Here is a 14,149-nt window from a genome sequence, read left to right as displayed (position 1 = left end):
CATTTATCCTACCTGTGCGACCTGTTCAAAAATGAAATGAAAATAGTCACTTAACTGTACCATCATCAGATTAGCCAATAATCCAAAGGTAATCAAAACCACCACAAGTTTTGGTACAAAGCTGAGAGTTTGCTCATTGATTGATGTAGCCGCCTGTATGATGCCAATGAAAAGACCAATCGCAAGCGCGACCAACAAAACTGGGCCAGCAACCATAACGATCTGCCAAAATGCCATCCGCAAAAATTCGACATTCATATCAAAGCCCATAATCGGCACCCTTCTACTGAAAGAGGCTAAACAACATAGGTCGCAACAAGCGAACCCACTGTCATGCTCCAGCCATCAACTAGAACGAACAAAAGTAATTTAAACGGTAATGCCACTAACATTGGACTGAGCATCATCATACCAAGTGACATGAGCACAGACGCCACCACCATATCAATCACCAGAAATGGCAAAAATAATAGAAAGCCAATCTGAAAAGCTGTCTTTAACTCAGAGGTAATAAAAGCCGGCAACAACACCGTCAAAGGAACATCCTTTGGCGTCTCAACTGCGCCTTTTGCCGCTAGATCCATAAACATATTCAAATCATCCTTACGGGTATTCTTAACCATAAATTCTTTCATATCGCCACTCGCTGACGACAAAGCACTTTCAGCACTAACATTGCCACTTAAATACGGTTCGGCAGCGGTTTCATAAATATTAGTCAGAGTTGGCGACATAATGAAAAAAGTCAGGAACAACGCAATCGCAATTAGGACCTGATTAGGGGGTGTTTGCTGTGTACCCATCGCTTGGCGCAGAATAGACAACACAATAATAATCCGGGTGAACGAAGTCATACCGAGCACTAGTGAAGGCAAAACTGTCATCGCCGTCATAAGCGCGAGGATTTGCAATGACAATGAATAAGATGTGCTGCCATCTGCGGCATTGCTGGATATCAGCGCAGGTAAGCCAGCGCCAAGGCCAGCCATGTTACTGGCAAGGCTGCTGGCTGCATCCTGCGCCATCGCCTCACCATTCGAAACGATAAAAATAGCAGTACTGACAAGAGCACAAAGCAATCCGCTGATGCCAAACCTCATTTGGTTAGCGTCCTGCATTCTGCTGCCTCCAGCTTTGAAATTTTTTGGCAAAGGCCTGGGGGTCATCAATAGCTGACTGGCTGGTCTGGGCTTTTTGGGGGTCTTCTCGGGTTCCATCAAATACTGTGGCCGCTGCGTGCGCTTGCATGGCATCACGGATCGCAGCCTCCATCTTAGCATCAGCATCATCGCACTGGCTTTCTCTCATATCCGGTCCAGTATCACCAGCCTTAAGCGGCATCAAACTGGGCGCATGGCCCTTAGCCGAAACCATAATGAATTCTTTGGAGTCGATTACTACTAGCCTTAACCTCTCACTTGGGCTGACCGCAGTTTCCTCAACCACATTAATGCGTTTCCCAGCTTTTAATCCGGCGCGGATCACATTGCTTTTCTTTCGCAAAATGACCAATAACAACACCATCATCCCCAAAAAGGCAGCAGTGATGACAATTTGCTGTGTGCCAATAATATTCGTGTACATAGCCGAACTCCGTCAGGACCATCCTAATAACAGAGAAGGCAAAATATATGCCACAGCGAAGAACAGCCCCTTAATTAATCATTAAGAGGCTGAATACATTGTCTTTAAATTAAAAATTTAAATGGAAGCTGTAGGACAATGCCCTATCAAGCGTCAAAAGTTAGACACATTTGGGCTCTGTGGGGCAGGCTTGCCACTAAAGATTTTCAACCCGCTTTTCGGGATCAACAATCTCGGTAAAGCGCACACCAAATCTCTCGCCGACCATAACAATCTCACCTTTGGCGATCATTGTTCCATTGACCAGTATGTCTAATGGATCACCAGCGAGCCGATCAAGCTCAATTACTGCACCTTCATTCAGACGCAGCAGATCACGGATCTTAATTTCAGTATTGCCAACCTCGACCGTCATTTGCACTTCAACATTTTCGAGGACACGCAAGTTCTCAGCAGTCACCTTTGCCGCGCTTGTTGCGCCTGTATCAGGGCCCTTTGCATCTGTTTCAGTACCGGCTGCCTGATTTTCAGTTTCGTCTGCCATTATGCTTTTCCTTTTCTTTTGCCAGCTTGCCGGCCATCAGATAGAAATTATTTAAATCCGCCTTGACAGGCTTACTGCCACCTGCCCCGACACTTCACCGATTTCGGCTAAAAAGATCGGATTGTCTTCGACTCGAACTTCAATGCCGTCATTAATCTGGATAGGAACAACATCACCAGTTTTTAAGCGAATTAATTGCCCCATTGACATGACAGGCTCACCAAGAAGCGCAGTGATATTTAGTGGAATATTCAAAATAGCGCGCTCCATTTTCTCGCGCCAGGTAACATCATCATCTCCAGTTTCAGATTGGACACGAGACCGAAGCTGTGATGCGATAGGTTTTAAAGTTTGCAAGGGGTATACAACATCAAAATTAACTGCATCCGTTTGTGGCAATTGGACAAGGAAAGAACAAATAATGACCAGTTCATTTCCATCAACAAATGAGGCGAATTGAGGGTTAACTTCACGACCTTGATTCGAGATTCTTATGGGCATCAAATCAACCCAAGAATTGGTTAGGGCTTCACACAAGCCCCGGTGAACAATCTCGATCACGCGCTCTTCTGTGCTGGTGAATTCTGTACGTTTTTGATCTGCTTGAACGATTGATCCACCGTAATATGAGGCGGTGAGGGTCGAAATGAATTTAGGGCTAATAGATAACAGCATCGGCCCTCGTAATTCCTCCATCCTTGAAATATTCAAATTCATAAAGCTACTAATGCTCTCGCAATATTCATCAAAAGTTTTAACCTCGGGAGGAAATGGTGAAATGCGGGGTTGAACTCTTAACATCGGTAGGAATACGCTACGTGCGATACGCGCAAACCTCTCATTAATAAGCCTCAAAGCATAGTAGTCGCCCATTAATGACAAATCATCTTCGCCAAATTGGAACGAACGCACTTCGGCAGAGCCAGAAACATCAGCATGCACATTATGAGACGAGGCTTTCAACCCGTCCATCAATGCTTCGACTTCTTCACTTGATAATTTACGTGACGACATGCCTTACCAAAATTTCCCGATTAAATTATTAATGTTACTGCAACACAAAAGACGTAAAGTGGACTTCACTTACGCCACCAAAATCTTCAAGTGCAATCAATTTTTCGTTTATGCTAGCAGTTAACGCCTTCGCCAACTGTTCACGACCATTCTTGCCTTGAATGTCAGTTTCTGAAAATTCGCTCATCGCATTCAAAATCTCCGAGCGAAGTGCTAATTGATGCGCTTCAACATTACTCATCACTTTGTCATCATATTGGGTAGAGACGCCTAGGCCAACCTGCAGAAATTTCCGAGAATTCATGAGGTTAGTTGTAAAAGTACCCGGGAACTCAAAATAGGTTGTCATGAAAGTTTTAACTTCAGGGGTTTCCTTGGCAACCTTGGATTCTCCCTCAACTGCTTTCTCATCAGCCGCTTTCTTCTCCTCAGCCTCAACCATTTTCCGTTCAATGATCTGTTCGATTTCCTCGGACGGATCTGGTTGGTCGCTGCCAAACAAGAAAAACCCGGTACCAAGACCTGCCCCAACAAGCAACAGCCCACCGAAGACAAACCCCAGAATTTTTAAAATTCCGCGACTCTTTTTAGGCTGGTTATTCTCTTCATCTGCCATAGACTAATCCTCCAATGGACGTCCCTGCCTGACACATCAGTACCAACTGATGTACTAGGCTTGAATATTTATCAAATTTTCTGAAAGCTCTGAAGTTATTTCCGTATCAGACAAGCCATCTTTTTCAGTTTTATCCGGTCTCGCTTTCGAGGCTAACTTTGCCTGACCTTGCTGGTCGGCCTGCCCGCCCGACGTGTTCCCGCCAAAACTCTGCGACTGACCCGAACTTAGGCTACCAAGGCGAAGGCCCGATGCTTCAAGCATTTGTGCCAGACGCCCCTCAGCATCGCTCAACATAGAGGCTGCAGCCGATGTTTCAGTTTGAATCTGGATATTTGTGCGATCATTCTGTATCGCAATACTAACGCGCATTTTTCCAAGGTTGCGGGGACTTAACTGAAAATCCAAATGCTCTTTGGCACCAGCTAGCGCCCTTTGTACACGTTGTAACAGCATTTCACTCCAGTTACTTTTTGCCATATCAAGTGTTTGAAGCATATTGAGATTATTAAGCAGCCCACCTCCTGTCATAGATCCTGTTTGACCACCTGAATTGCCGCCACTTTGACCACCTGTTTGCGCCTGGCTACCAGGTCCAGAGGCATTATCAAGCATCGCTAAAACAGCTTTCATCGGTTGCCCCATCTCATGCACATTTTGGCCACTTGCTGCGCGCGGCGGCACCTTGTCACCCGCCGCCATATTACTTTCTGACAGCATCGCCCGTTTCAAGCTTGCGACAGTAGTGAGATTTTTATCTTTTTTGCCGATCATCTGTTCTCGAGAGTCATCAAAAGCTTTGACAACATTTTTAGTGTTGCTTTCTTCTTCAGTGATAGGTTCAACTACTGCCATATTGGCTTTGTTGACTATCGGCTTGGTATTGATGGATTTCACCATCGGTGGCTTTGTTTTACTGTTTAACACCCTCTCGTTTGAAACTGCCGGCGCACCCTCAAGCTTAGTATTCGCAGACGCCGAATTGCTACTATCATGAGCGAAAGACCTCTCACTTATTGACCGCATTTTCTCTGTAGTTGTTTGTCCAGCCTCAGAAGCAAAGCCTTTTGTACCCAGAAGACCTGATGATTTTCTATCTTCAAAAGCCATTTTTGCTGGCATCAGGCTCGCTTTCTCACCACTGTGGGTATCGACTTTTTCCATTTCGGTAAAACCCTCTGGACTAGATGGCATTGCCACTACCATATTCGCCAAGCCATCGGGATTTTCCTCGTCCATCAAAGAGCTAGCTTGATCAGATGTGACCTCTTTATCGGTCTCCTGATTTTGTTTGTCAGTCTTTTTATGAGAAAACGTCCCTGGCGCCTGCAGTGCTGCTATCATTGCAAGCAAATCTTCTTGCGGTTGCGTATTATCATCGCCTTGATTTTGCAAATGAGTCACAAAACTTCCAGAAAATGCAGCTGGGCCAACAACTATATCATTACCGGCAACATTAGCGTTTGCGCCATCAAACAACGCTGCAAACAGCAAATCATGGCCCGTTTTTTCTGCTGGCATTGGCACAGGCCGTTTAGGTCCAGATCCTGGGCTTTGTGAGGGTTTTGGCACTATTTTTGGCATATTTCCGCTAACCGCTTTTGTAGATCAGATTGACAATTTCTCAGTCAATGATGCAATTCAGATGCCATTTTTTTGATATTTGGCGTTTTTATTGTAGCTTGGAGCGCCGTCGCGATGCCTCTGCATCTTCACGTTTTGCGTCGCGGTCATTAAGTTCCCGAGCCCTCAGCGCATCTGCCTTTTTGGTGGATTTTTCGCGGCGGCGGTCAGCTTGAGCAATTCTATAACGCATAGTCTGCAATTCTTGCGCTAGATGATCGCAGCGGTTATTTGCCATTTCAAGCTGGTCTCGGATTTGGTGATTTAACTGAGCAGCGATACGAAATGTCGACATGACTTGTTCACCGTTGTCATGCGCATGTTCACCCGCCATTTCACTCAGCTTCTTCCGCATCTCGTCAATTCGTTGAAACTCACTATTCAGAACGCCGAGGCCTCGCATTTGTCTATTGATCAAGACGCGTTCCTTAAGGGCAAGGCGATGCAAGGTCGAAATTCGGCGGTTCATATCTCTGCCTGTAAATTAAACAGATCTGTCAATGCTTTAATGCTAATTTCTACAGATGCGCTTTGATCAAAAGGCTGCTGAATATGAGCCATGAGTTTTGGCCATAATTGTACGGCCAAATCAAGATCCTGATCTTGGCCAGGCGCATAGCCACCCATCAAAATTAGGTCCCGATTTTCCATGTAAAGCGAGACCAATCGACGAAAATATTGCGCTGCTTGAAGTTGGATTGGGCTTGCAATTTCACTCATCACTCGGCTCACAGATGCTGGCACATCAACCGCCGGATAAATGCCCATTTGCGTCTGCTCCCGTGACAAAAGGATATGCCCATCAAGAATTGCACGGGCTGTATCAACAACTGGATCATTGGCATCATCACCATCCGCCAATACAGTGTAAAAACCAGTAATTGACCCTTCCTGGCCCGTACCTGTTCCAGTACGTTCAATCAAAGCCGGTATCATTGAAACAACCGATGGTGGATAGCCTTTTGATGTTGGCTGCTCACCAAGAGCTAACCCAATTTCACGTCGCGCATGTGCAACCCTTGTTATTGAGTCCATTATCAACAAAACATTCTTGCCCTTCGACCGGAAATATTCAGCAATTGCAGTGGCTCGGTTTGCTCCGCGTATTCGAAGCAAGGGCGACCGATCAGCTGGCTCAGCAACAATTACGGTGCGGTCACGAGATGAGCCATTTAACACTTCGGCCGCAAAACTGGCCACTTCACGTGCACGCTCACCAATCAGACCAACAACGACAACATCCGCCTCGGTGAATTTTGTCATCATGCCCAAAAGAACGGATTTGCCAACACCTGACCCTGCAATAATGCCAATACGTTGTCCCTGCCCAACCGACAAAAGGCTGTTGATAACCCTCACCCCCACATCGAGCTGTTTATTCACCGGACGACGTGCCAGAGGGTTAGTCTTTTTGCCATTTAACGGCCAGCTATCGTAGAGCCGCATCGGCGGCCCATCGTCAAGCGCATGACCAAGTGCATCAATTGCACGACCAAGCAGCTCCGGCCCGACCTTGATCAAATGCCCATCATCGCTGAGCGTTACCTTTGCACCAACAGTGATCTGTGCATTGTGATCATGCACTGACAGAAGATTATTGTTGTCCTTGAACCCGATTACCTCAGCATTAGTTGTTTTGCCCTTTTGGGTAACAACTTGGCAGATAGTTCCGATTGTTGCAGGAAAACCATCACACTCAATAATATGTCCATCAAACCGGCTGACACATCCAGAAAGCTGAAGCGGCTTTTCAAGTGTTAGCGCATCTATATCAGATATAATTTGTTCTAAAGCCCCATTCATGAGTCTTGCTGATCTCCAGAATCTGGCGCGATATCAAGATCAGGCTCCGCCATAAAATCGGAATTTCCATTTGTGTCTTCTAAAGCTATCTGTACTGGAACAGACTCACTGGTTCCCTCGGATACGTAATTGCTACCAATCCGGTTTTCAGCGATGTCAGCAAGCTCAATGCCATCAAATCGCAACACAACATCACCACGCATCAAATCCGAGTTGACCACAAAATTATATGTGGTATTCGCGAAATAAGCCGTCATTACACTGTAATCGTCTGCATTGAGCTGAACCTGACCTTCATTTATTTTTTTTCCGATAGCGCTGACGAGAGCATCAATCCTATTTGCAAAAACATCTGGCAAATTATCAATCTCCTTGCCAGCACGTTCGCTTGCTAATTTTAAAATTGCCGCGTGAATTGATTTCGTCAAAGCTTCAGCTTGCATGGCTTGTGGCTTTAATAAAGATGCGAGTGTTTGCCCAAAGACACTAACTTTTTCAGCCAATTCTGCCTTAGCCGCTACTTCTGCAGCGGCTTTGTTTTCAGCAATCGCTGCCTGTCTCCCTTCAGCAACGCCTTCAGCCTTGCCTCGCTCAAAAGCTTCACTTGCTGTCTCAAATCCTGCCGCAACCTTTCCGCCTTCCAAATCTTCGGCAATGACCGTTTCCTGGTTTTGGCTTATCTCAGCCTCTGATGTCAGCGCGTTTGACGCTCCGTCTTGCAGGGCCAGCGGCTCGAGCCTTGCATCACCCTTACCTGCCCCATCAAACACCTCGGCATTTTCTGGGCTAGACAAATCATCTTTCGCTTCAAAGCCAGCAGAGAGAGAATTCTCCAAGTTACCTTCGCCAGGATCGCCGATACCCTCATTTTTCGTATCGCCCTGCTCAATATCTTCTATTATTCCATCTTTTAGATCTGTTGCATTAGCGACCTGATCAGCCGTCACTTCAGTCGGTCTTTTGCCAACCTCACGCGCCTGCGCTGCAGACGCAATTTCAAATAAACTTCTTGGTTTAAAGCTAGTATCTTTTTTGGTATTCCGCGTATCTGAGCGCTTGAATTCAGCATTTCGCAGTACAGACAAAAGTTGCGCAACCTCACTTTCAGCAAGTGGGCCGCTTTGCTCCTCAACAATTTGATTGACCGCATTGATCATATCACCAACACCCTATTGCCAGTCTAGACAAAATCATCCCCCCCACGGCCAGCAAGAACAATGCTGCCCTCATCCGACAGGCGTCGTGCAACATTGATGATTTCTTTTTGTGCCGCTTGCACTTCGGTTAAGCGGACCGGACCAAGGGCCTCCATCTCATCCATGATATTTGCCGCTGCACGTTTTGACATACAAGAGAACAGCTTTTCTTGAAGCGGCTCATCTGCACCCTTCAACGCCAGAATCAGAAGGTCTGTATCAACTGAACGCAGCAATGTTTGCAATGATTTATCATCTGACATTATTAGCGTATCAAAGACAAACATGCTCTCTTGAATAGCCAGCATAAGACCCTTATCGCCTTTGGCGATATCTTTCATAATTCGGCCTTCCATTGCCTGCTGAGTAAAGTTCATAATCCGCGCTGCAGCATCAATTCCGCCAACCTGAGTTGCACGAAGCGACGTATTTGCCTTGAATTTTCGCTGCATCACATCCTCAAGCTCACGAAGCGCATCAGGCCCAACTGTTTTTAAGGTTGCGATCCGGCGAATAACTTCTGCCTGCATATTTTCAGGTAAGAGTCCCAACACATCTGCAGCTTGACCAGCATCAAGATAAGAGACCACCAGCGCAACAATTTGGGGGTGCTCGTCCGAAATCAATTCCGCAATAGAGCGCGCATCCATCCAGTCAAGAATTTCAATCGGTCTGGCGCTAGTTGAGGGGGCAATTCGGCTCAGAACTGATTGTGATTTATCTTCACCGAGCGCTTTGGTCATAACGTTCCGAATGTAGTTACCGGCACCCATGCCCAGGCTTGTTTGCGCTTTAATAATTGCCAGAAACTCGTCAAGAACAAGATTGACTGTTTCCTGATCAAGCCCCTGAACTGAATACATTGCCGTTCCCAAATGCTGTACCTCACGGGGTGACAGATTGCGAAGGATTTCTGAGGCTTCATCTTCACCAATCAGCATCATCAATATAGCCGATTTTTGTGTGCCTGTTAGCGTATCAAAAGTTGACTCACCCTTTTTTGGCGCTTGTTCTTCTGCTGCAGCAGCCATATTAATCACCCTTCACTTTCAAAATATTACCCACTAGCCAATATCGCGCGACATCATTGATTTGAAGACGTTAGAGACACGGCCAGCTTCATCAGAAACAATCATACGGATTACCGCGACCTTGTCATCATAGGTGTTTGCAGTATCAAGCATTTCTGCCGAAATGGAGGCCTTCTTCGGCTTCAGCTTCGCCTTGATGTCTTCAAGGCTTTCACCTTCACTAACCTCAATTTGGTCAATATCAATTTCATCTTCCGAGCCAGCAGCTCCATGCATGCCTGGAACCGAGATTGGGATCAAAATACGGTTCAGTAGTGGGCGGACAACGCCTAGAATGACAATCGCGAGGATCAGCACTAGACCGGCCTGGTTGATAATAGACCGCATATAGGGCTGCTCAAACCACTGGATTTCGACACCCTCAGATAATTCAGTCATAAAGGGCGCACTTGACACTGTTAGGCTGTCCCCACGTTCTTTATTGATGCCAATCGCATCAGCAACCAGTTTTTCAATTTGGAGCAATTCACCTTCAGTCATTTTTTGCGTTGTTGGCAGTCCAGTCTCTGGATCCATGATAGTTCGCTCACGCACTAGTACCGCTGCATTAATCTTCCGAATTATGTTTGTCGGGTTCACCGTGCTGGATACGGTACGGCTAACCTCATAGTTTTTTACTTCGCTTGATGATTGTGATCGCAATTCATCATTTGCCCCAGTCGCCGATCTTTGCGTATTTAAATCAGCCGGTGCTGGCGGTGTGTTAGCAACCGCACCTGGAATGCCTTTTGCCTGCGCTGCCATTGTTTTATCAGACGTGCTTTGCTCGCTCCGGAGCGCATTTCCATTTGGATCAACGATTTCTTCGGTAATTTCGCTTCTAGTAAAATCAATATCTAAATTGATCTGAGCATTTATGTTGCCTGCCCCAACAATTGGCGATAGCAGTGATGTGATGCGCGACCGATAAATATCCTCCAAGCGGATGCGATGTTCAAGTTGCGCATCAGATAAACGGCCTTCAACACCACCATTGATGCTTGAGAGCAAATTGCCATTCTGATCAACAACAGATACATTTTCTTTCGATAAATTTGGGACTGAGGCTGATACCAGATGCGTGATCGCCTCAACTTTTGAACGGCCAAGGCTACGCCCTCTTGCAAGCTGCAAAAACACAGACGCTGTTGGCTCTGCTTGCTGACGAACAAAGACCTCCTTATCAGGAAGCGCCAGATGCACTCGCGCACTGAGCACTAAATCAATCTCGCTGATTGACCTTGCCAGCTCCAACTCCTGCGATTGTTTTAACCGGGCAGCCTCGACTGAGCGGCTCGAGCCCATCTGAATTGAGTCCAACTGTTCGTAACCCGTTGCAGCTGACGCTGGAAGCCCTTGCGCGGCTAATGTCATTCGGGAACTGTGATAATTTTCGGTAGGCACCAGAACATCGCCAGTCACGGGATCAAGCGTCACACTCACCCCAGAATTGCGTAACGCATCTATGACCCTAGACTTCTCTGCCTCTGGAAGGCCCGCATAAAGTGTGGTTCGGGTCGGCTGCTGCATCCACAGATAAGCGCCAAGACCAAGAACCGCCACAGCCAAAGCAACAATAGTCGGCAGCGAGCGTTGAAATGCTGGCTGATTATACATCCGACTTACTTGCGCAGCTAATGTTCCCGCCTGCGCAAAAACGCCCGAGTCATTAGTAACCATTTCGCGACTTTGATTTACAACTGCATCGGCCATGTTTTTATGTCCTGAAATTTATTTTTGTTGATCTCTTAATTCATCAAATACTGTTATCGCTGCCCGCCTAAACCGGCATGTTCATGATGTCTTTGTATGCGCTCAGCATTTTATTTCTTACATTTAGCGTGAGCTGAAATCCGAGGCTTGAAACCTGTTGGCTAATCATGACCTTAGAAATATCATTTTCCATACCCAGCTCGTAGGCCTTGGTTATATCAGCAGCTTGATTTTGAGCACTGGCAACCTCTTTCAATGCGTCGCCCATTCTGCTTGTAAATGGTGTGCTGTTAACCTCGGGGGCGAGCGCGGCATCTGCTTGGGCCCGAAGCTGAGCACGAAGTGAAGAAATTGGACCTGTCATTGAACTAACTTGCGTCATGTTTATCCTCTAAAAATTTAAGCAGTTGCGTTTCTTGAGAGCATTGTTTCCGTGGAAATGCTTCGAGTAATGCGCTCTTGGATCGTGCCATCGACCATTATGTCGCCAGCCATGATTTTGCCACCCGATGACAAAACAATGGCCCGCTGCAAAACATTTTCCAGTTCGCGTACATTTCCTGGCCAACCATAAGACAGCAAGATGTCAGTGGCATCGTCATCAATGAAGGGAAGGGCTTCCAAATTTGGGCTATGGCGTGCCAATAGGATGCTACTGATTGGTATGATATCGTCGATACGATTGGCTAAATGTTTTGTCGTTAAAGGAAACACATTCAACCGATAGAATAGATCTTCTCGGAATTTTCCGTCATTAATTGTAGCCAGCATATCCCTGTTGGTCGTCGCAATCACCCGAACATCAACATCAATCTCACGTTGGCTACCCAGCGGGGTGACTTTTCGTTCCTGCAAGACTCGAAGCAGCTTTGCTTGCAGAGACAACGGCATTTCAGAAATTTCATCCAGGAGCAATGTGCCACCATCAGCGGCGCGAAAAATCCCTTTATTTGCAGTTGAGGCACCAGTGAACGCACCTTTTTCGTGCCCAAATAATATCGCCTCAAGCATGTTTTCGGGGATTGCCGCACAATTGACCGCAACAAATGCATTTTCTTTGCGATGTGAGTGGTTATGGATAAATTTTGCCAGTACTTCTTTGCCAGTGCCGGTTGGTCCGTTGATGAATGCCGTTACGTCTGTTGTCGCAACACGCTTTGCAAGTTGCATCAACTGTAGACTTTTTGGATCAGCAACAGCGATATGTTCATCATCCAGACACAGAGTTGCGATAATTTGATGACAATAATTTTGGGAAATTGATTTATTTGCAGCAATTTTTGGTAGGGTGATATGGATTAATTTTCCATTCATGTCGGAAGTTATGGAACATTGAGAGCCACCATCCGAATTAACAACCAAAATTTTCTTGGCTTTCATGCTACGCGCAATGTCAACAATAGCTGACGTGTTGCCTACCTTGGCCGCAAATTCCGCACCACATAAAAATACGTCGTAAAACTGTTGGGTTTCACTCATATTTTTAATCTTGGTGGAACTGTCACGAGATGCTTCAACAGGACCATTACCTCGAATACCAACATCTGCCATTCGCATTTTAAAAATGTCGCACAACGCATCGGCGATTGGTAAGTACTGTCTTTCTATGCACACTCTAACCATGTCTCAAGTCTCCCAAAAAACTCTGCGGAGGGTAAAAGGCAAAATCCGAGCCAAGTTTGTCGGGAAACCAAAAAAATCTCTTATGTATATGATTTTTCTTGTTTTATTTTTAAAATGTCACGATCAGACGTTATAGCTACAATTTTCTGACGCCCAGATTGAACAAATACTTTTTCTGTTCAATTTTCTGACACTATGGTCTAAGGTTCAAAGGTGAGGTCAGAAGGTATGTTTAACCCAAACATGAGTGTGCAGTGTGGTTGATAATGAACTCGTTGGCCAATCCGCATTAATGCGCGATGTAAGGCGGCTGATCGATATTGCAGCGCCATCTAAAACCACTATTTTGGTTTTGGGCGCAACTGGGACCGGTAAAGAGCTGGTCGCCCAGAATATCCACAAGATTTCAGCCAGAAAAGGAAAACTGGTTTCAATCAACTGCTCAGCTATCCCAGCCGAACTTCTGGAATCTGAACTTTTTGGCTATGAAAAAGGCGCATTTACTGGCGCTGAAAAAACACGTGTTGGCCGGTTTGAAATGGCGTCAGGGGGCACATTATTTCTTGATGAAATAGGTGACATGCCTTTGCCGCTGCAAGCAAAACTCCTGCGCGCGATTGAAACCCACACGATCCAGAGAGTTGGTGGTGGAAAAGACATCTCAATTGATCTGAGGCTTGTTTGCGCCACTCATCAAAACATCGAAGGTGATATAGAACTTGGCAAATTCCGCGCCGATCTTTTTTACAGGATTAATGTTTTCCCGATCAAGCTCCCAGCCCTTGCTGAGCGCGCCGTAGACATACCACAGATTATAAACGCTCTCAAAAAATCACTTGCAAAACAAGAAGGCAAGAGCTCCCTTCCTAGTTTTGAGGATAGCGCAATGCAAGAGTTTATGCGTTATCCGTGGCCTGGCAATGTTCGAGAGTTACGCAATGTAATGGAACGTGCCTGCCTGTTATTTCCAGGCAGCAAGATTGAAGCCAAACATGTTCGCGACCATTTATTGAGGCTTCGGGCTCCTGATCCCGTCGAGGAACAGGACGCGCTTTGGGAGGCTACTGAGAGTTTTGGCCTAGATAGCACGTCTACGGGTGAGTCCATGCTCCCAGAAGCTCCAGTCCCTCACCCAATGCATTACAAAGACTGGTTCGCTTATTTCGATAATATTGACCTCAGAAGACACCTGCAAGAAGTAGAGGTTGTTCTGATTGAAGCAGCACTTGAGAAAAGCGATGGAATGGTTAGCCAAGCTGCGGATAGCTTAAAACTTAGACGTACAACATTGATAGAAAAAATGAAAAAACTAATGATCCAAAAGCCATTGACCTAACTGTAGATAAAAGCACCATATAAAATT

The 14,149-nt window shown here is 46.0% G+C and carries 15 protein-coding genes; 1 reads left to right on the top strand and 14 read right to left on the bottom strand.

Translation table 11 applies throughout. From position 1 onward, the window contains the following. Positions 1-3 precede the first annotated feature (3 nt). The 14 genes from fliQ to AB8881_10845 form a co-directional block, all read right to left on the bottom strand. Positions 4-270 (bottom strand): flagellar biosynthesis protein FliQ, encoded by a 267-nt coding sequence (fliQ, locus tag AB8881_10910; GenBank protein ID XDZ63045.1) that lies wholly within the window; start codon positions 268-270, stop codon positions 4-6. A 26-nt stretch (positions 271-296) separates the two neighbouring features. Next, on the bottom strand, positions 297-1,025 hold the full coding sequence (gene fliP, locus AB8881_10905; GenBank protein XDZ64555.1) for a flagellar type III secretion system pore protein FliP: 729 nt from the start codon (positions 1,023-1,025) through the stop codon (positions 297-299). 79 nt (positions 1,026-1,104) lie between these two features. Further along, entirely contained in the window at positions 1,105-1,584 is a 480-nt protein-coding gene (locus tag AB8881_10900; protein ID XDZ63044.1) for a hypothetical protein, read from the bottom strand. 196 nt (positions 1,585-1,780) lie between these two features. Further along, complete coding sequence (gene fliN, locus AB8881_10895) at positions 1,781-2,128, bottom strand: flagellar motor switch protein FliN (protein XDZ63043.1); 348 nt, start codon at positions 2,126-2,128, stop codon at positions 1,781-1,783. A 51-nt stretch (positions 2,129-2,179) separates the two neighbouring features. Beyond that, complete coding sequence (fliM, locus tag AB8881_10890) at positions 2,180-3,142, bottom strand: flagellar motor switch protein FliM (protein ID XDZ63042.1); 963 nt, start codon at positions 3,140-3,142, stop codon at positions 2,180-2,182. A 34-nt stretch (positions 3,143-3,176) separates the two neighbouring features. After that, positions 3,177-3,758, bottom strand: a complete 582-nt coding sequence (gene fliL / locus AB8881_10885) for a flagellar basal body-associated protein FliL (protein XDZ63041.1) — start codon at positions 3,756-3,758, stop codon at positions 3,177-3,179. A 54-nt stretch (positions 3,759-3,812) separates the two neighbouring features. Further along, complete coding sequence (locus tag AB8881_10880; protein ID XDZ63040.1) at positions 3,813-5,279, bottom strand: flagellar hook-length control protein FliK; 1,467 nt, start codon at positions 5,277-5,279, stop codon at positions 3,813-3,815. A 151-nt stretch (positions 5,280-5,430) separates the two neighbouring features. After that, on the bottom strand, positions 5,431-5,799 hold the full coding sequence (locus tag AB8881_10875) for a hypothetical protein (GenBank protein ID XDZ63039.1): 369 nt from the start codon (positions 5,797-5,799) through the stop codon (positions 5,431-5,433). Positions 5,800-5,846: 47 nt separating this feature from the next. Then, entirely contained in the window at positions 5,847-7,184 is a 1,338-nt protein-coding gene (locus AB8881_10870) for a FliI/YscN family ATPase (GenBank protein XDZ63038.1), read from the bottom strand. Continuing rightward, positions 7,181-8,341: a hypothetical protein gene (locus AB8881_10865; protein XDZ63037.1), complete on the bottom strand. Its 1,161-nt coding sequence runs from the start codon at positions 8,339-8,341 to the stop codon at positions 7,181-7,183. The genes AB8881_10870 and AB8881_10865 overlap by 4 nt, the downstream gene beginning before the upstream one ends. A 23-nt stretch (positions 8,342-8,364) precedes the next feature. Further along, positions 8,365-9,411 (bottom strand): flagellar motor switch protein FliG, encoded by a 1,047-nt coding sequence (gene fliG / locus AB8881_10860; protein XDZ63036.1) that lies wholly within the window; start codon positions 9,409-9,411, stop codon positions 8,365-8,367. Between the two features lie 33 nt (positions 9,412-9,444). Further along, the gene (fliF, locus tag AB8881_10855; GenBank protein XDZ63035.1) at positions 9,445-11,163 is read right to left on the bottom strand and encodes a flagellar basal-body MS-ring/collar protein FliF; all 1,719 of its coding nucleotides are present in this window, start codon (positions 11,161-11,163) and stop codon (positions 9,445-9,447) included. 67 nt (positions 11,164-11,230) lie between these two features. Then, positions 11,231-11,545 (bottom strand): flagellar hook-basal body complex protein FliE, encoded by a 315-nt coding sequence (locus AB8881_10850; GenBank protein ID XDZ63034.1) that lies wholly within the window; start codon positions 11,543-11,545, stop codon positions 11,231-11,233. Positions 11,546-11,562: 17 nt separating this feature from the next. Continuing rightward, a complete protein-coding gene (locus AB8881_10845; GenBank protein XDZ63033.1) occupies positions 11,563-12,786 on the bottom strand; it encodes a sigma 54-interacting transcriptional regulator in 1,224 nt (407 codons plus the stop codon). A gap of 256 nt (positions 12,787-13,042) precedes the next feature. Here AB8881_10845 and AB8881_10840 point away from each other — a divergent pair, with 256 nt between their 5' ends. Then, on the top strand, positions 13,043-14,122 hold the full coding sequence (locus AB8881_10840) for a sigma-54 interaction domain-containing protein (GenBank protein ID XDZ63032.1): 1,080 nt from the start codon (positions 13,043-13,045) through the stop codon (positions 14,120-14,122). Positions 14,123-14,149 lie beyond the last annotated feature (27 nt).

It is taken from the genome of Alphaproteobacteria bacterium LSUCC0396 (assembly GCA_041228345.1).
Taxonomy (GTDB): Bacteria; Pseudomonadota; Alphaproteobacteria; order Puniceispirillales; family Puniceispirillaceae; genus UBA3439.
The sequence above is the reverse complement of the archived record's forward strand: the minus strand, read 5'-3'. Positions and strand labels throughout refer to the sequence as shown.